Source organism: Halorientalis persicus, from assembly GCF_900110215.1.
GTDB classification, from domain to species: domain Archaea; phylum Halobacteriota; class Halobacteria; order Halobacteriales; family Haloarculaceae; genus Halorientalis; species Halorientalis persica.
Window position 1 is genome coordinate 1 of sequence record NZ_FOCX01000018.1, and the last position, 17,451, is coordinate 17,451.

Here is a 17,451-nt window from a genome sequence, read left to right on the forward strand (position 1 = left end):
TTCTCGGCGGCATCTTGTTCGATGTTGAGGCAGGCATACCATGCACCCGTGTGGTCTTTTTTGACCGTGACGTGTTTCACGTCAACGTCGTCTGGGAGTGGTCGGTGGAGTCGTATCGGAACGTCGATGTTGTCGCCGTTGACTTTCTTGAGTGTCAGGAGTCCACGTCCATTGGGGCCACTCTTCTCATCGAGTTCGAAACCCCGTTGGCGATACGTGAAACTCCGATACTCATGTGGCGCTTTCCAGTTTACCGACCCAACCGAGTAGCCTTTCTGCTTGAGCTTCCCGAGGTTCTCGATGTTGGTGGCGATCTACTCGACAGCCTGTTGAAGGACTGTCGAGTAGATGTTCGTCAGATCAGTTCACCAGTCTTTCAAATCGGGTATCTCATCTCTGACCTGTGTGACGCGCTGTTTGACAGTCCCCTCGGTTTCGGGTATCCGGTTGTAGCGGTGGAGTGCGTGGTTGTAGAGTTGTCGCACGGTGTCACGCACCCAGTCCAGTTGCTCCCGCTGCTGACTGTCAGGAAACAACCGATACTTGAATGCGTAATCCATGCGCCGTACCCCAATTATCTACCTGTAGGAAGTTAAAGGAGAGGTGTCCTTTCAGGGCGATTCATCCCCACCCTACTCGCTCCCATTCGGTCGCTCTTTGAGGGGGGCTTCTCACCCAATCTGCTAAAACCACTCTCTTTCTCCAATATGCTTGATCTCCAGATCGAGGAGTCTGGAACCAACATAGACTACCTCATCTCTACTGTCCAAGCGAGAATAGAACAACCGTGTTCTCGTTCCTATGCCAGTACTGAACTCTCATCGAGATAGTTACTCTCCCACTCTCGCCGGGCTTCTATTTCGCGCTGGCCGCGCTTGGTTAATTTGTAAACATTCGTTCGTTGGTCTTTCGTGCCTTTCTCGACGAGTCCCTTTTCGACCAGCGTATCGAGATTCGGGTACAGACGTCCATGATGGATTTCACTCTCGTAATACTTGTCCATGGTTTCCTTGATTGCTAAACCGTGAGGCTCCTCAGAGCCGGCAATCACGTACAACAGATCACGCTGAAACCCAGTCAGATCGTGCATACTACTCACGTTCTTATCGGATGCATTAAATTATTTCGGCGGCACATCTGAAACCCTGTTCGGGCGTGAGCCTGCCGCCGAGTGAAGACCATGTAGGTCCCAGTTCTCGATTGGCCAAGGATAGAATGCGCCGTGTCAGAGTTACCTCACAGTAGGGATGATTTCAAATAGTGGGGCGATCAGAGCGGGGCTCCATAGGCAGAGTAGGCTCAGTTAGTCGGAATTCAATCTTGGGTGTGTCTAGTAATCGCTAATTTTAGATCCTTTGCCAGGATTGATTTTATCCAGGTTTAGACCGTCAAGGCGGGAGATTTCGTTGAGAACTTCGACAACGATATCGATCGCGACTTGCAGTTCGAAGTGCCATGCGGGGCCACCGACTGACCCGGCTGCTCGTTTGCGTGCGTCGATAATTCCCTGCATGTCGAGTTCCATGAGATGGTCTCGCATTCGCCGCTGGACGAGCTTATCCGCGCCGACCTCGTCGGCAATATTTTGATAGATTGCGTAGACTGGTTTGGTTCGGACTGGCGTATCTCCTGACTTCTCGAGGACAGTGATTGCGGCAAGTGCCAGCTGTGCCTGCGTTGTCATTTCTCGCATTGCTTCCGTGACGGTTTCTTTCTCCACCTGAGATTGTGCTTGTCGGACTGTTTCTTCATCTAATTGCTCAATCCCATTCGCATCAGCGATCTCTCCTGCTTTTCTGAGGTACTTAATCGCCTGCCGAGCATCGCCTTTGTCTTGGGCAGCGAATGCTGATATCAGCGGGATAACATCGGAAGTGAGCACTTCACTCCGGAAGACGTACTGCTCGCCACTGCAATCAATCTCAACGACTTCACCTGGATCAGATCCAAATTCGCCGGTATCAATAATCGTGTCGTCCTCAACAGTCACGTCTGCCTCGTCGACTGGGATCAGTTCTGTGTCCTGGAAGGCCTTTGCAGCTCGGCGGCGAAGGATCTGTTTCAGCTGGATGGCATCGTATGGTGAGAAGAGGATCTGATCGTCGTATAGTGAACTCTTGACTTTTGAACTCAGGTTATCTCGCCACTGCAAGTCGTTGCTGATGCCGATGACGCTTGGGTAGACATGATCTCCAACGTAGTTTTGCGCTCGAGCCCGTGGAAGGCTGTAGAGCAATCTGTCATCGTCACCCAAAGTATCGATCTCGTCTAGAACGATGATGATTGTCCCGCCGACATCGTTCATCGCCTCGAACATCATATCCATGACGGCGTCTGTGGAGTGACCTGTTGGCCGTTCGTTCCCCGTGAGTTCCATATAAATCCGTGAGGCAGCACGGAAGCTGGTAGAGAGATCGTGGCTTTCACATGAGATATACAGTGTTGTCAAATCCAGACGGTCTGATTCTTCCTCTGCGTGATATTCAAGTTCGGCAAGCTCGGTTTTGGCGGCAGCTGTCTTCCCCTGGCCTGCTTTGCCGTAGAGGAATGCATTATTTGCACCGACACCTCGTGCGGCAGGAGAGAGTGCCATGTGCAGATTATCTAGTTCATCCTCGCGTTCGGGGAGTTCATCGGGCCGATAGTCTTCCCGGAGAACCTCTTCTTCCTGGAAGATATGAGAGGTGGAAGCATACCGTGATGGCATTGACCGGGGATTGTAACCGACGATACATAAACCCCCATGTCCGCAATGTCAGTGTTGTCTGGCTTGTCCAGAAATGGACCAACCCAAAACCCACCCACACCCCCATGTCTGCAATTTTCTTCGATAGACGGGGAGGGGGTACTACAAGCTGAATCCTCAAGCAACCCTCTAAACACCGTTTACTACAGTCAATTGGGTCTCTTCCTCTCTTTTTAGAGATACTGTCGCTCCATCTTTGCAATATAAATAAATACTTTTCTACTAGGTAAGGTAAAGGACAAGGAAAAGCAGCTTAAACCCTTGTATTCCACCCACTATCAATCTCTTCCATCGCCATTTATAAGTGAAACCCTCTATTTGTATATTTGGTCCCGCACTATTCCAGCCAATAATTGCGGACACGGGGGTGTGTGGGGGTCCAATACATTAACGTTCGCACCCAGGATACGTATGGACTCTTCAGGAGACGGCACACTGTCGGACGGTTCTCCTATGTTTTGACAATCAGGATCTAGTGGAACGGATGTTATCCAGTCTGTCGGGAGTGGTATTGTCAGCTTGAATGTATGCTTCTTCAGACTGGAATTCCAGACATGGGGGTGTGTCCGTCCCACCTAAATCAGCGAGGGAGTCCCGCCGTTCACGGCGGGCAGGAATCGCGTAAGCTCCTATAACTACCTGACCCGTCACAGCCCGGTGATCCGAGGACTTTCTACATCAAGAGTCGAAGCGACTGGTTGCAGAGGCCGTGTCACAGGGCTGTTCGGTGATCGTGTTCGAGGACTTAAACAGATACGCGAGCGCATCTCGAACGCCCCGAAATTCCAGCAGTGGGCGTTCCGCGAGTTGAGACGGCAGACCGAATACAAAGCCCGTGCCGAGGGAATTGCCGTTGAGTCGATTCATCCAGCCAGGAAGCCTCTGGGCTTGACCCCGAGGCGATTCACTGAGGGCAATAATTCCGCAAACAGGAATTGCGGACATGGGGGGTGTGTCTATTTCACTTTCTCCTGATAAGGGTGTATAATTCTACGGACTGTAATTGCGGACAATGGGGTGTGTCCACCCCGCCTTCTTTCCCATGAGAATGCATTATTGCATAGACTGTAATTGCGGACAATGGGGTGTGTCCACCCCGCCTTCTTTCCCATGAGAATACATTATTGCATAGACTGTAATTGCGGACAAAGGGGTGTGTCCACCCCGCCTTCTTTCCCATGAGAATATATTATTGCACAGACTGTAATTGCGGACAAAGGGGTGTGTCCACCCTAATTCACCGAGAGAATCCCAACCTCCAGACCGGGACATGAATCGCGTATCCGCGGTCATCCCAGTCACCCACGATTTCCCGACTCGACTCCCATAGATATTTTAACAATAATTGCAGACATGGGGGTGTGTCTATACCTGGTGTACACCGCAGGCCCCATGGACATACCGAAAACCATGATGACAAATCGGTCTTTGAATCCCTTGTCTCCAAGCGGTTCATTCCTGAACCCGTCTCTGTTCCTGAATCGTTTACTCTGCGCACTCTTCAGCCCGTGGCGGGACGATATCTGATTAACCAACAGACCTATACTCATGGGCGTTTTGTTGGTTAACACGAGGCGACTGCCGATGTCATACGAGCCACCGACGCCGGCGGCGGAGCTCCCGACAGAGATCGTCGAAACCCTCAACGGCTACTCCCCAGATCAGCTCCAACGTATTGCACGCTACGCTGAGGAACTGGCAGAGCACAAAGCTCGCAAAGCCCGCCTCGAGAACGAGCCGGATGAGAACGAGATCAACGAACGAACGGACGATCTTCCGGACGATGTCCCGTCGAAGGCGACGATCACAACCAAGGAGATCAACGACAACCGCTACTACTACTGGCAGTGGAGGGAAGGTGACAAAGTGAAGTCCAAATACAAGGGGCCAGTCAATTCTGACGAGTAGGAAGATACCCGAAAGAACGCGTGGTTTGCTGTTGGAGTGGCTCTCCATATTCGAAGTGAAAATCCATGTTCCAGACGGCAAGAGTCGGAGACTGACCGATCTTCATATCGAAGGCGCAGGGAGGGAGTGTGACCGCGGACCTCCATTGGTATCATTCACTGCTCGGTCACTGAAAATCAGTTAGCTCCGGCTCACGTATCCCTGAGAGTTTTTGTTGAATGTCCGTGCGATCCCACCCAAGCGGAGAGAGGAGACTCTCTATCGCCCGGACGAGTTGCGTCTCGTAATACGACGCATCGTATGACTCGACCTCCTCATGAGCCAATGCGACCCGTTCTCGCGACTGCTTCTCATCGTCGACGATAACGTACTCGATGTCCTGTCCGGGGTGGACAGCGAGTTCTTGATCACGAGCCCGCTTCAGCGCGGCCACATTCTGCGTATTCTGCGTGTACCCTTCGAGTGGCTTGGAGACGCGATTTCGTTCGACGAGTTCCTCAACCGGCACCGTTCCAGAGTGAAGCCGCTTGATCGCGTCTTGAAGACGGTCGAGTACTGCGTCCGGCGACCGAGTTGCGTCGAATCGCTCGAGACAGTCTCGCTGGACGTCCTTGATGAATCGTGGGGTTGAGCGCTGCCGAGCTTCTATACCGCGTATCTTGAACTCATCTTCGCCGGCGACCTTTCCAAAGTACTTCGTCAGCGCGCCGGCGTCGCTCTCGCGTTGCGGGACGAACGCCACCCAGTCGTAGTGGGCCTCGTGTTCCAGGCGGATTTCGATGCGTTCCGTAATCTCCGTCGCGAGCGTCTCGAGGTCCTCGCGGTCGTCGCTCTCAACCTCAGGGTCTGGTGTGACCCAGATCGAATCGACGATCCCGTGGACGACGCGCCAGCCGCCGGCTTCCAGCCGCTGTTTTGCCGTCAGCAGAATTTCACGAGCGAATGCGTTGATCGCCTCGTGGCACTCGATGCGTCCAAACTTTGCGTTGCTGAACCCCTGATACCCGAAGCAGGCGACGAGAATCCACTTCAGCGCTCCCGACCGTCCTTCGAGTTCTGTAAGCCGTTCCTCGTCAGGATTCGTGCGCTGTTGTTCGCGACGGATGGCTGCCTTGATCTCGTCGCGAGCGTCGATGATGGGCTGGAGGACGTCGACCAGGTAGCCGCGGTCGTCGCAGATAGAGTACCCGAGCCCGGGGACGTCGTCGCGGTCGCTGTGGCAGTCACACCGGATAACGTCGGGCGAGACGTTCCGGGTACAGATGATGTTCGGATACAGGCTCGAAAAGTCGAGTTCGTGGACGTTCTCGTGGACGCCGACTTCGGGCGCAAAGATGAACCCGCCACGGTCGGCGTCGTGGAGTGTGCCCATCGGCTTGTAGAACTCGTGGCGCCAGGAATTCCACGGGACGAGGACGTCGCGGTCGTGGGCCTCACAGATCTGGATCGCCGTAAGGACGTTCCCGATCGATGCCCACGCAAGCTCCTGGACCGGTTTCTTCGAGCGCGACACGAGATCGAGGACGCCATCGAGGTTCGTCTCCCCATAGAAGAACGTGTTTGACTCGTCGATGATTGCCCGGCCGGGCACGTTGTAGCGCGCTGGTGAGTGGCCGACGCGACCGTAGCTCGAGTACGTCGACTGACTTGCGAGCTGTTGGTAGCCCACGTCGGGCCACCGACTCAGCGTGAAGCCGTCGATGCCGGCGGTCGTCGCCATCTCATATAGCGTCGGGATGATTTCGCTCGTCGAGCAGACGAGGACGTCCGGCTTGTGTGCTTCGAGCGCTGCTTGGACGGCGGTCAGAATATCTGTCGGCGAGCCGGTGACGGTGTCGCCGGCGACGGACAGCTCCCCATAGACGTCGTTGCTCGTTTCGGTCACCGGGACGCTGAGCCGGAGCGTCGACAGCTCGCTCGCCGGCGTCGGATCGACGCCGGTCTCCAGACAGTACCGAAACTCTCGCGAGAAGTCGACGTTGAAACAGGCGAGATCCCCGACTGGATATGCGGACAACTGGCGCGCCTGCTGAGCGAGTGAGGTGACCCGGTCGATGTGTTCGACATCGACGGCGAGGACTGGCTTCTCTTCACGACGAAATCCGGGGCGTTGCGTCACCATCTCGGTCGTGACGACGTCCGGGTGCCGGTCGTAGACTGCCCGGAGGGCCTCGAGATCGACATCTACGTCAGATGCACGAGGAGCCACGTAGAAGCGGGGCGTGTAGACGTCGCGCTCGGTCACGATGGCACCGTCACTGGTTGCCTCCCATTCGAGTACACGGCCGTCGTCGAGGAAGTCGATCGTGAATGACATCCGTTGGTTACAGTCCTCCAACAATGTACAGAACAGTCGAGTCGCTGATTACTTCTGGCGTGTCGCTTCCGGATTTCAGGAATGAGTAACAAGGACTCTCTTACCGCTGTATTCCGACTTTTTAGCCAATTATTGGCTGTTTCCGGAATGCTTTCCAGAATTCCCAAACCAGCGATAACCAACAATCTCCAACTATCCCCGATGTTGGTTAATAGGTAGCGATCACTACCGATCTCTGCTGCTGATCAGCAACAAACCCGACTTGCTCGACGAACACACTTGCTTCACCGGGTCGCATCGAGATACTGCTGGCGCAACTGGGCCACATACTGTGCATCCCAACCTTTGGTCTCAACATAGTAGGTGAGCACAGCATCGACGTATTCCCCGGGTAAGATTTCGTGGGCCGCGAGCGTGCAGAGGATGTGTGGTGTCGTGAAGAGCGTATTTCGGTCGTCGAGTGCAAGATTGATGAATAGATAGTTGGTCGTATTGAATTCGTCCGTGATGATGAGGTCCGCCTCCAAGTCGTTGGCCAGCCAGATGCAGTCGGATTCCCCGCGATCAAGCCCGTAGTCAAGGGGCTCGTCAGTCCGGTCATTGACATCGTGGGTCGTGAGCTGGTGGGCGGCCTGAAGGACGAGATCGGCAGCTACAGCTAGGAGGTCATCGCCCCCTGTTGCATCGGTGACTTCGCCGAGGACGCTCGCAGGTGTGTGGACATCGTACGCGGTGAGGAGGGCTTTGAGTGGGTCCGCACCGGAGGGTGCCTGCGAACGTCCGTCAACAACTGGTGTCGCGAGATTCAACAGTACGTTCGTATCAACAACGGCGACTGCCTGCTCCGACATTGTCAGAGGTGGGACTCATCGTCCGACGATTCGGACGAATTCGAGTCCGTCCATTCGGAGATCTCGTCGTCGTAGAACGCTTCATCACTCGGAAGGTCGTCCTCAAGTTGGGGCTCGGCAGGTGTCCTGTCTATCGATTCCCGGAGGAGTTTCAATCGCATCGCCTCCTGACGACCGAGGATTGCTTCGACGGTCTCGTAGTCGACGTGATCGTCGTAGTAGGCGTCGCTCAGCCGCCGTCGGAACTCGTCGTCAGTTGCCAGATCCTCGAGCTCGTCCTCCAGAGCGTCAATGAGGAGCCGGGTCCGCGAGATATCGAGGATTTCAACGACGCTGTCAGCACGTTCGACGAGGGATTTTGGAGCATTGAAATCGACGCGGGTTTTCTCGTCGGCCATCACTCTATGTGTAGGGTCTACACATACTTAGTTCACTCGCCGATCAGGCGATCGACTCGAGGGATTTCATCGAGAAGTCGGACTTCGAACAGTACCGTTCCGCGAGATCCATCAACGCTCGCGTCCGCCGAATATCTGCGACATTGTGGGTGAGGAGCGGTTCGAATGCTCCGTCCTGCCACGTCGTGACTGCTGCTTCGCTGTCCGTGAATGGGTCGAGATCGTTCAACCCGTGGCCAATCAGTTCCTCATAGACACCACAGAGTGTGTTTTCAGACGTGTTGAATCGCTTCTCGAAGACATCCATCACATCCACGTAGGGAAGACTCCCGAACGGCCAGTCGATGGCGTGCGTGCACAATCTGGTCCGCAGGAACGGGAGGTCGAACCCGCCGGACCACCGCTCGCCGTTGTATGCGACGAGTTTCGCGTCACGCTGGGTGAGTGTCGACGTCACGAACACGGACATCTCGTGCAGAAGCTCCTGCTCACTACCGTGAACCGAGAGTCGGACCGGTGCATTCAGGTTCCCGTTGAGCCGCTCTTCGAGGTCGTCAGAAGGCATTCCGCCATCCGTATTGAGGAACATACGTGAGGCGACCGTGGAGTCGAAGCCGATGACCGTGAGTTGGTCGGCTGTCTCGAAGCCGGTCGTTTCGATGTCGAACGCCACTGTAGAGAGGTCCGTCATGTGTCGCCTCCAGTGTCCTCCTCTGGGGCTGTTGCTGACTGCTGTGTGTCGTGTTGTGCTATGGCCTGTTCAAGCTCAGCGAGTCGCTCTTCGTGTTCGTCGAGACGGGCCTCCTGTTCGAGATCGATACTGAACAACGCCGGCAGCAGCGGGTTCTGATGATTCAGCAGGCCGCTGGCGTCGGCGTGCTCGCGAGCGTACTCGAAGAGCCGATCGAAGTGGGGCTGATCACGACGGCGAAGCGCACGCCGGAAATCCGCCCAGCGCTCTTCGATAGCCCGCAGCGCATCTCGATACGTTGGATTCGTGCGCCCCATCGCTATCGCCCTCCAGTGCCAGGTGCTGTCCACGCATCGAGCAGGGGATCCGCAGTGACCGACACCGTCTCGCCGTCAGCTGTGACGCCCGTCCCGACACCCTCCGGGGTCGGCGTCGACGGCGCCGGCGTCGTCGGTTCCATGCCGACCTGTGTGGCGCGTGCCGCGAGCAGCTGCCGCCAGTACGCGAACGTCGTCTGGTAGTACGCGCCGTCGTCGACGGGATAGACGAGCGTCTCGAACTCGTCGCCGACGAAACGTGGCCCCATTCGCGTTTGCTCGCATTTCAGGTGGTGGCTGGCTGCCGTCGCAACCGGTTCGGTGAATTCGTTACGTTCGTTTCGCGTAACGAGCACCGGGATGTCGTACCCATCGGCGTAGGTCGCCAACCGAGCGAGTGTTCGGGCCTGAAGGGTCTGGGACTGCACCTCGCCAAGGGTATCATCCGTACGATACTGGGCATCGACGTCCGGCACGACGATGAGCGAAGGGGTGTGTAGTGATCCATCGCCCTGACCCGTGGGCTGTCGCCTTCTCGAGTTGTCGTCGGCTGTCGATTCCCGGATCGACTGATTGACCGCTCCCGTGAGATCGCACACAGCACCGTAGTGCTGGTAAGCGGTGAAGCCGCGTGTAACGTGGATCCGGTCGAGTAAGCGCTGGCTGGGAGCGATCTGTGCGAGTGAGGTTGTCGTCGCGTGGCCGTTTGCGTCCACCCAGAACGCGGGCCCATCGTGCAGGAGGAGATGGTCAAGCACGAGCGACTGAAGGACCGGGACTCCACGGCCACCGTCTACGTCAAGCAGCGTGATCCCGTCATCAAGTGATGGGAGCAACATCCCCTCGCTGGCTGGGTCGGCCTGTGTTGTAAGGGACCGATTTTGATCCGCACTCCGTGTCGGTTGATCCACTGCCAACCGGTCTGATGTCGATCTTGAGTGATCGGGCATAGTTACCTAGATACCCACATCCCGAATAAGCCGCGGCGTGTCGTTTCCGCGTTTCATGGAAAGGAGGCCTCAGCTAATAATCTGGACTCAGTCACGGGATTTCTGCGTGAGTTGGGCTGTTTCCGAGAAGGTTTCCGGAATCTCTCGCTGGACTACTCAATCGATGATATGCCAAAGAGAGGATGCTGAATACAGGGCGCTTAGTCAGCATTGAGAAATTACTGAGCTTGGACTACACTAAGTGCTCAATACAGAGTGCGAATGTAGCAATCACACTAGGACCAGTTCGGTTGTAGTGTTCAATGTGGATTTGACTGTACCCGCTGTGACAAGTGTGGAATATTAGTTCAGAATTTAAACGTCGAAAAGCACCGCTCACCTGTGTTATTACATCCCCATTGTGGTTTTTTAACCAAATTGAAATGAATGTTTTATACTTCCCTCATGATGTCGCCAGACATGAACCGAAGAGAGTTTCTTCAGACAAGTGCCGGTGGCATTGGTGGGATAGCACTATCTGTAGTACCTGTTCATGGTCAACAGGATACAGATCCGAACCCAAAAGTAGTCTCACAATTTGCACCTCCCAAACCAAATGCGAGGGGGATTACATTTGACGGCGAAAGCCTGTGGGTCGGTCACGAAAAAGACAATGGCGACCTTATTTATGAACTTGGGACTGATGGCCGAATCAAGCAGTCGTTCTCATTCCCTGGCGACGATACGATGCCGGACATCTACGGCATCACAGCGATGAACGATCACCTTTTTGCTGTCGGTGATGAGTTTATTCTGCACGAAAGCCGCCAGCCTGTCTTGTACAAAATCACCAAACAAGGTGAGCGAGTGACCCGATACGAAACCAGTGGGTCGTTTGGCTATCAGGGAATAGCTAACGATGGCACCCGACTTTTCGTGAGTAAAGGAGAACAGATTGTCCGGGTTTTGACCACCGCTGCAAACCAGTATCGGAGTATTGGTGTTCCTCAGGAATTTCAGGGGCTCTGTTACGATGGCACCGACTTCTGGGGTACTGCAAATGCCAATATCTTCAGGTTTACGTCAGACGGAACTGTTAAACAGCGGTTTAGCTATCCAGCTGACTACGGAATCGGTATTGCGCACGATGGCCGCTATCTCTACATGATTGATAAGGATCAGAATCGAATTTTCAAGCTTGACCCAGATGTTGCTGGTGGGAACACCGAAGCCGGTCCGTCGACCCAGCAACCCGACAGCGATGGTGACGGCATTTCAGATTCTCAGGATGAGAATCCGCAGAAACCATCGACGGCTCGGTCACATCGCACAGAGCAAGATAGCGACGGAGATGGCGTCCCTGACTCAGATGACTATGCGCCCGACGACCCAGAAGTCCAAGCTAAATCTGATCTTGAAGAAAGTGGTTCAAGTGGCATCGGACCTGGATTCGGTCCTTTTTCAGCCCTCGCTGCACTCGGGGGTGCCTCTGCATACTTCTTGAAGAAACGGATGACAGACGAATAATACAGAGTAGCTATTGATTACCCTCATCCAGAAAAAATATCAGAAACAAACGTAAGTACTTGGTATGGTTAACGCACTTCCTTTCATCCTTTTTTGGCTCCCTATTGTTTTTGCCTTCCTCGTCGGTGCGTCTTATCTTGGAACAAAACTTGCTCTCCGCTCATATTTTGATGACGAAGACTCACCTTCGAGATCTTGAGGATGAAAACGGTGAACGATAAGCAGGTTTACTGAGCGGGCCAGTTCAGCATGAAGTGAGTGAAATAACCCAATTGTCGCTGCTGTATACATTCTCTCCATTCAGCAACTCTCATCTGGTAGATACTGAGCAACTCACCCCTTGGACTGTCCCAGTACTCGCCAGCACTCCCAGAAGCCCAGCAACACTCTGGCTTAACCAACACAACCACCGGTCCCTGCCGTGTGTTGGTTAAATGGGTGAGCCCATGGGTAGCAGATGCCCCGACCGCACCGCACGCTCGATGAAACCTGCAACAGCGGGGTGAGCGTGTGATGGACGACGTGGATCGCGATGTCGTCGAACGTAGCTCCCCCAAGCGTATACGCGGGCGATCCAGCCAGCCAATCGCGAGCCTATCCACCATCCAGCGTTGGTAGAGTTAGCGCCGAACCCGAAGGTTCACTGAGTTTCCTAACTGCGGGGCATGGTGCTGCCCGTACGTCTCCGAGACCACGACTGTTGAGTGCCCTCGCCATAGCTTCCATTCAGAGCGGGTGCTGTATAGAGAGCATATCCGTCATAGAGAGTCCGTTAAAGAAACGCGTTCCCTCGCTCGTAGAACAGCCGTCGCTCCTCAGGGCCGGGAAGCCCGTGGTAGTCTTCAGGGGTCGTCTCGTTGGGACGCTCGGCTGGCAATTCGGGATATGCGTCAAGCAACTCGACCGCGAGGGAGGCACCCGTCTCGGCGAGTTTGCGGTACACCGAATCGACGGTGTCGGCGTCGTCGAGGGGGAACGCCTGCTGGGCGAGAATCGGGCCCGCGTCGAAGCGCTCGGTCATGCGATGTGCTGTGACACCCGTTCGGGCGTCGCCGTAGAACAGCGGCCAGAAGGCAGTCGCCCGGCCACGATACTTCGGCAATAGCGACCCGTGGAGATTCACCGCGTCGTCGGCACTCTCCAGTACCGGCCTGGGCAGTCGCTGGCCCGCCACGATCGAGAGCAGCAGGTCCGGTTCGAGGGCCTCCATACGCTCGACGAAAGTCGGGTCACTCACGTCGGGGATGCGTTCAACGGTGACGCCATAGGCTCGCGCGACCGCCGAAACCGAGTGATACCTACCAGTTACGCGCCGGGCGACCTGCCCGGGCAGCGCGTCGAGCACCCGACTCCGTCCGTAGCGGAGCGCCATCCGGATGCCCGCGCTGGCACCGTACATACCCGCCTGCGAGCGTAGTTCCTCAACAGTGGATGTATCGAAGGGTGCGATGACGACCTGGTCGATGGTGTCAGCGTGAGCCTCAAAGATGGGTTGGAGGTACCGAGGGAGATAGAGTGGTTCCGCACTCGTGAACAGGACGACTCGCACAATCGAGGGAGGGGGCCCTGAGGCGCATATAACTTCTGCTCGATTGGCACAAAGCCTATTTCATCCGGTTTGGATACGCAACTATGTCCCCCCTCTCCATGGGCAACGCCCTCACCACGATGTTCAGAGACGCCTGTCGGACTGTCGGTGTCCTCCTCGTCAGTGGCCTCGCCATCGCCGTACTGTCGCTTTGGCACAGGACCATCTCGTCGGTTCAAGCAGTTAGAGACGGACCCGGAGATGAACCACACGACAACCCCGAAATCCTCGAGTACGAACTCGACTGGTACCGGTACATCAAGGCCTTCGACGCCCATCACGGCCCTGGCGGGGGCCCCGACCGGGCGATCGACTCAGGGATGTTTGTCCGCGGACTGCGTGAGTGGCTGGCAACTCGCTGTCTCCGAGGCTATACGCTGGAAAACGAAGTGTACGTATGCCCGAAGGCGCCACAGATACTGCGCGTCCACCAGGCAGGCCATGCCCCCGCGTTCGGGAAGGAGTCTGAGACGCTGGTCCAGCCACGACGCGAAAACGGCGGTCTCGACGACGAACCGCTCTACACTCTCGACGTAATGCTTCCGGGCGACTTCCCGCATACGTTGCTCCGCCTGCGCGACCCACGCGGACTCACGGACCGATATGAGGCGTGGCTACGAGACGGTAATATCACACGGGTTCGAGCTTGAGGGAAACTTCTGCCGTCACCGCTCTTCGGAACTGAGCCTCTATATTTAGCCACACAGAGAAAGGGGGTGTATGTATTTCTCAAATTCTGGTCATCCCTGGTTGAACGGCTATATCCGAATTCGACTGGCATAGCGAGACGATCTCGTGTACTGGTCGCGGTACCGACTTCGTTGGATAATCAACAGTGCCAGTTGACCTATTCATCTGGATGTCCCTTCAGTAGGCGCTGGACGTTCTTGCAATTGGCCATACCTGGATTATCAGAGACCGTCTCGTAGATGCGGCTGTACCGCATCATCGATCTGCAGATGACTATTCGATGGAACCCTCGAAATAGCGGTCATAGTGCCTGCGACAGCCTGGATTGAACTCGACACCACAGGCTGGACACGTATGCTCCCCATCAAGATACTCAGAGACGGACAGAGCAGTTTTACAGACGCCACAGAGGACAGCCGGCTCCCCGAAGCGCTCACGGGGCCACGGCTGTGACTCGTGGTCGGTGACCGACTCGTGACACCGGTGGCAGGAATAGAAGTCTTCACAGCAGCCCAGTCGAAGCGCGATGACGTCCCGCTCGCTCTCGTAGTGGGCACACCGCGTTTCTGGACCCACGTCGATCCCGTGGACCTCGTAGCTGCCGACAGAACGCGCCATATCCGTGTACGACTATCGCGACTATTCAATTACTCGCACGCTCTTCTAAAGTACATTGTTGGTGGAGGACCATCTTGCGGTTCGTAGGCTACTGAGAACCAGAGGTGACTGAGTCAAGTTATAGGCTGAACAGGCGCAATACCACGCCGTTCACGGCGTGGATACGCGCCGTCACTTCGGGAAACAGATCACCGTTCAACCGCCTGCCCTGAGTTTCCCACGGTGAGGTTTAAGTGATAGGCCGCCCAACTTGTGAGTAGGAATTGGTCGGAACGGAGCGGATTCCGAACCGTCCTTCGGAGGTCGTTCGAAAATCAAAGATTTTCGTGATCACGAGAGACGAAGTCTCTCAGACGACGGCCTGTCCGCCCACGTAACGAGGTAGTATCCGCAAGGGTAGTCGGTGAACGCACATGCTCGAAGCGTGTGTCTGTGCTGACTGCTCGAAGCGAACCAGACGATACCCTCAACTCTGCTGACACCTGCCGGCGTCCCGCTGGCAAAAACAACACCGGGACGCCGTACATGGTCGAGGATAGGGGTAACGGCCATTTGGCATGGCCAGCAGTCCACCAGACCGACACTGTGGGACTACCCGTGCCCGAAAGGTCTGATAGTCCGGTGACTGGACTGCACACCTGAAACTCCCACCGCTCGGGATTCCTCCGCGTTCACGCGGAGGAGGATGTCAAGGTTGGGACCAGCTGAATACGGGTTCTACTACCTCAAGACAAGATCCGCTAAGGCCACCAACAACCTGCTTCCCAAGAGCGTTCCCTGAGAGTGACTTCGGCGACCGGTGACCACTCGGCTGGATGTTGCTGATCGGTGCTGTCGATGATACAGACAGACGAAAGGCGCCGTCGGAGACAAAAACGGAGACAGCACACCGACTGCGAAACAGTCGAAGACTGACGCGACCTAGAAGCCGAAACTGGAGCGGTCCGACAGAAGAGCGAAAAAGAGGGGGGTTTGGAAGTAGCGGGTGACTAGCGGAGACGGCTCTGAACCGTGGTCAGATACTGGGAGTCCCGCCTCTGACCCGGGCGGGTATGTCTAGTAGGGGATGTGGGTGTATCAACCGGGTGGCACTATTGCAGGGTCTGAAACACTCGCTTTATTCAACCTCAATGGGCTCGGCTATCTCGATCGTCTCCGATTCCGAGAGGTCGCCATAGAGGGTGTAGGTGTGGTTAGCAGACTCCCAGATGAGCATCGAGGTGCCGTCGAACTTGTTGTACCAGCCAGTCTGGTTACCGATATCGACGGCCTCGAACTCGTCGTTGTCGCTGTAGTTGTAGCCGGTATCAGTTCGCTTTGAGAGGCTCACTTCGCCGTCTGACCCGTTCGTGTAACGAAGGCGCACCACCGAGTAGTCGTCGCTCTCGGTGAGGTATGCTGACTCGTACTCATATTCGTCGGGTACCTCGGGTGAGGGCACCGATATTTCGGCTTCCGAACGGACATCCGAGAGTGAATCGAACGTGTGTCGTTCGTGATGAGGCGGCTCGGGTTCACTGGCGTTTGCTGGGATGTCGATTGTGAATCGCGAGTCCGACAGGTCATCGTTCAGGCTGACGTTCGAGAACTGCATCGTCATGGTGTAGTTCATTCGCTCGGTGTCGGTGTCGACGGTCACCTTCGTCGGGAAGTACGTCTCGGTGTCTACCCAGACTGTCCCGGTTACGTCAGCATTCCGGTCCGCCGTGGTGTTCGGAATCGCACGGAGTCGATAGACCTCGTTGCCGTCGACTGTCTCACTGGCCTCGTACTCGAACTCGGCGGACCCGACCATGCGTGTGGCAATCGTCGAGACGTTCGAGCCCACGTCGTACGTATTGTACTGGTTCTCATCAGGTCTATAGGTGATCGTCCCGGTTTCGTTCCGGACGGTGATCGTCTCCGAGCCAGAGCTGGATTCGGCGACTTCGCGTCGGATTCGATCAGTCTCGAAGTCGACCCAGAGTTTCGTCTCGGTCGTCGAGGTTTGGTTCCCGTTCATGGTCATTTTTGTCGTCTTGGTCATCACCAGCGTGTCTATCGAGTCGACTCGCTGTTTGAACGTGTCGACGATTTCCTCGCCGGACGTATCGGAGACGTCAGATGGTCCGTCAGCGGTCGGTGTACTGCCTATCGGGGCTGCCATTGCGGCAGCACCGGTCACGGCACTGAAGACCAAGAGGAGGGCTCCGAGCATCGCGACCAATCTGGAGGGCGGAAAGTCGTCAGCGGACATTGCACTCCCATCTTTCATTTCCATCATAGTAAGACGGGAAACAGGGTTTCCGACCCGGAATCACACCCCAAAAGGTTAAATAATGGATACACTGCTCGATGGGGAGCGGTCCGTCTCCAAGGTGGCCTTCACGAGAGATGGAGGAGGGCTTCAGTTACGGCCTCGCGCTCGTGGTGAATATGGTGTGTGCGTTAGGGACATCCGTAGCCGATCGTCGTCACAGTAGTTCACACTCTGTTCACCCATCGAGGGAGCGAGTCCGAGGTCGTCTTCGCTCCAGTGGATCAATGTCGGATGGGGATCATGATCCCGTGGCGCGTCTGTCCAGACCACCGAGTACTCGCTGCCGCCGAAGAATCCGAGACGGCATCCGACGGAGTTTCTAGCTCTGAAACACTGGCCCTTCGTTTATTATTCAGTTCCCACAAGGGACAGGTATGCGTCCTACTCGAACACAGTTCGCAGGTATTGTCACCATTACCATCACCGTTCTCCTCGCTCTTCAGCGCTGGCGAGGCTCGGAGGACGACACCAGCCACGAAATCGCTCGGACTGGTGACTGAGACTAACGAACAGCGGACAGCCCGAACAGGTGCCGGACACGCCCCAGGCGCCGAAGACCCCGAATTCTCCCG

Annotated in this window: 15 protein-coding genes; 4 read left to right on the forward strand and 11 right to left on the reverse strand. The window is 55.8% G+C overall.

What is annotated here, in order from left to right; translation table 11 throughout:
- Nucleotides 1–596: hypothetical protein (locus BMX17_RS27710; RefSeq protein WP_244515032.1), on the forward strand; the 596-nt coding region annotated here is incomplete at its 5' end.
- Between the two features lie 203 nt (nucleotides 597–799).
- On the opposite strand, the gene BMX17_RS16800 is transcribed toward BMX17_RS27710, so the two are convergent.
- A complete protein-coding gene (locus BMX17_RS16800) occupies nucleotides 800–1,090 on the reverse strand; it encodes a PadR family transcriptional regulator (RefSeq protein ID WP_092662216.1) in 291 nt (96 codons plus the stop codon).
- Between the two features lie 240 nt (nucleotides 1,091–1,330).
- The gene (locus BMX17_RS16805) at nucleotides 1,331–2,707 is read right to left on the reverse strand and encodes a Cdc6/Cdc18 family protein (RefSeq protein ID WP_092662218.1); all 1,377 of its coding nucleotides are present in this window, start codon (nucleotides 2,705–2,707) and stop codon (nucleotides 1,331–1,333) included.
- A gap of 1,623 nt (nucleotides 2,708–4,330) precedes the next feature.
- Here BMX17_RS16805 and BMX17_RS16815 point away from each other — a divergent pair.
- Entirely contained in the window at nucleotides 4,331–4,654 is a 324-nt protein-coding gene (locus BMX17_RS16815; protein WP_092662220.1) for a DUF6788 family protein, read from the forward strand.
- Nucleotides 4,655–4,820: 166 nt separating this feature from the next.
- On the opposite strand, the gene BMX17_RS16820 is transcribed toward BMX17_RS16815, so the two are convergent.
- From BMX17_RS16820 to BMX17_RS16845, 6 genes are all read right to left on the reverse strand, one after another.
- Nucleotides 4,821–6,971, reverse strand: a complete 2,151-nt coding sequence (locus BMX17_RS16820; protein ID WP_092662222.1) for a type B DNA-directed DNA polymerase — start codon at nucleotides 6,969–6,971, stop codon at nucleotides 4,821–4,823.
- A 284-nt stretch (nucleotides 6,972–7,255) separates the two neighbouring features.
- Entirely contained in the window at nucleotides 7,256–7,822 is a 567-nt protein-coding gene (locus BMX17_RS16825; protein WP_092662224.1) for a hypothetical protein, read from the reverse strand.
- A gap of 2 nt (nucleotides 7,823–7,824) precedes the next feature.
- Nucleotides 7,825–8,220 (reverse strand): hypothetical protein, encoded by a 396-nt coding sequence (locus tag BMX17_RS16830; protein WP_092662226.1) that lies wholly within the window; start codon nucleotides 8,218–8,220, stop codon nucleotides 7,825–7,827.
- A gap of 43 nt (nucleotides 8,221–8,263) precedes the next feature.
- Nucleotides 8,264–8,911, reverse strand: coding sequence for a ribonuclease H-like domain-containing protein (locus BMX17_RS16835; RefSeq protein ID WP_092662228.1), 648 nt, complete (start codon nucleotides 8,909–8,911; stop codon nucleotides 8,264–8,266).
- The gene (locus BMX17_RS16840) at nucleotides 8,908–9,228 is read right to left on the reverse strand and encodes a DUF8156 family protein (RefSeq protein WP_092662230.1); all 321 of its coding nucleotides are present in this window, start codon (nucleotides 9,226–9,228) and stop codon (nucleotides 8,908–8,910) included. Before BMX17_RS16840 ends, BMX17_RS16835 begins: the two co-directional genes overlap by 4 nt.
- Before the next feature lie 2 nt (nucleotides 9,229–9,230).
- On the reverse strand, nucleotides 9,231–10,178 hold the full coding sequence (locus BMX17_RS16845) for a hypothetical protein (protein WP_170845455.1): 948 nt from the start codon (nucleotides 10,176–10,178) through the stop codon (nucleotides 9,231–9,233).
- Nucleotides 10,179–10,637: 459 nt separating this feature from the next.
- Between BMX17_RS16845 and BMX17_RS26735 the strand changes: the two genes are divergently transcribed.
- Nucleotides 10,638–11,684: a hypothetical protein gene (locus BMX17_RS26735; protein ID WP_211611376.1), complete on the forward strand. Its 1,047-nt coding sequence runs from the start codon at nucleotides 10,638–10,640 to the stop codon at nucleotides 11,682–11,684.
- Between the two features lie 772 nt (nucleotides 11,685–12,456).
- Here the strand turns inward: BMX17_RS26735 and BMX17_RS16855 are convergent.
- Nucleotides 12,457–13,233, reverse strand: a complete 777-nt coding sequence (locus tag BMX17_RS16855; RefSeq protein WP_092662235.1) for a methionyl-tRNA formyltransferase — start codon at nucleotides 13,231–13,233, stop codon at nucleotides 12,457–12,459.
- A gap of 83 nt (nucleotides 13,234–13,316) precedes the next feature.
- On the opposite strand from BMX17_RS16855, the gene BMX17_RS16860 reads away from it, so the two are divergent.
- Nucleotides 13,317–13,922, forward strand: coding sequence for a hypothetical protein (locus BMX17_RS16860; RefSeq protein ID WP_092662237.1), 606 nt, complete (start codon nucleotides 13,317–13,319; stop codon nucleotides 13,920–13,922).
- 313 nt (nucleotides 13,923–14,235) lie between these two features.
- Here the strand turns inward: BMX17_RS16860 and BMX17_RS16865 are convergent, their stop codons facing one another.
- Nucleotides 14,236–14,580 (reverse strand): CHY zinc finger protein, encoded by a 345-nt coding sequence (locus BMX17_RS16865; RefSeq protein WP_092662239.1) that lies wholly within the window; start codon nucleotides 14,578–14,580, stop codon nucleotides 14,236–14,238.
- Nucleotides 14,581–15,697: 1,117 nt separating this feature from the next.
- Entirely contained in the window at nucleotides 15,698–16,726 is a 1,029-nt protein-coding gene (locus BMX17_RS16870) for a DUF4367 domain-containing protein (protein ID WP_170845456.1), read from the reverse strand.
- Nucleotides 16,727–17,451 lie beyond the last annotated feature (725 nt).

What these genes read in the sequence shown, in the direction of transcription:
- BMX17_RS16825 (WP_092662224.1), bottom strand. Translation starts at nt 7,822, where the DNA reads ATGTCGGAGCAGGCAGTCGCCGTTGTTGATACGAACGTACTGTTGAAT.
- BMX17_RS16845 (WP_170845455.1), bottom strand. Translation starts at nt 10,178, where the DNA reads ATGCCCGATCACTCAAGATCGACATCAGACCGGTTGGCAGTGGATCAA.
- BMX17_RS16860 (WP_092662237.1), top strand. Translation starts at nt 13,317, where the DNA reads ATGTCCCCCCTCTCCATGGGCAACGCCCTCACCACGATGTTCAGAGAC.
- BMX17_RS16865 (WP_092662239.1), bottom strand. Translation starts at nt 14,580, where the DNA reads ATGGCGCGTTCTGTCGGCAGCTACGAGGTCCACGGGATCGACGTGGGT.
- BMX17_RS16840 (WP_092662230.1), bottom strand. Translation starts at nt 9,228, where the DNA reads ATGGGGCGCACGAATCCAACGTATCGAGATGCGCTGCGGGCTATCGAA.
- BMX17_RS16805 (WP_092662218.1), bottom strand. Translation starts at nt 2,707, where the DNA reads ATGCCATCACGGTATGCTTCCACCTCTCATATCTTCCAGGAAGAAGAG.
- BMX17_RS16815 (WP_092662220.1), top strand. Translation starts at nt 4,331, where the DNA reads ATGTCATACGAGCCACCGACGCCGGCGGCGGAGCTCCCGACAGAGATC.
- BMX17_RS26735 (WP_211611376.1), top strand. Translation starts at nt 10,638, where the DNA reads ATGAACCGAAGAGAGTTTCTTCAGACAAGTGCCGGTGGCATTGGTGGG.
- BMX17_RS16820 (WP_092662222.1), bottom strand. Translation starts at nt 6,971, where the DNA reads ATGTCATTCACGATCGACTTCCTCGACGACGGCCGTGTACTCGAATGG.
- BMX17_RS16835 (WP_092662228.1), bottom strand. Translation starts at nt 8,911, where the DNA reads ATGACGGACCTCTCTACAGTGGCGTTCGACATCGAAACGACCGGCTTC.
- BMX17_RS16870 (WP_170845456.1), bottom strand. Translation starts at nt 16,726, where the DNA reads ATGGCAGCCCCGATAGGCAGTACACCGACCGCTGACGGACCATCTGAC.
- BMX17_RS16830 (WP_092662226.1), bottom strand. Translation starts at nt 8,220, where the DNA reads ATGGCCGACGAGAAAACCCGCGTCGATTTCAATGCTCCAAAATCCCTC.
- BMX17_RS16800 (WP_092662216.1), bottom strand. Translation starts at nt 1,090, where the DNA reads ATGCACGATCTGACTGGGTTTCAGCGTGATCTGTTGTACGTGATTGCC.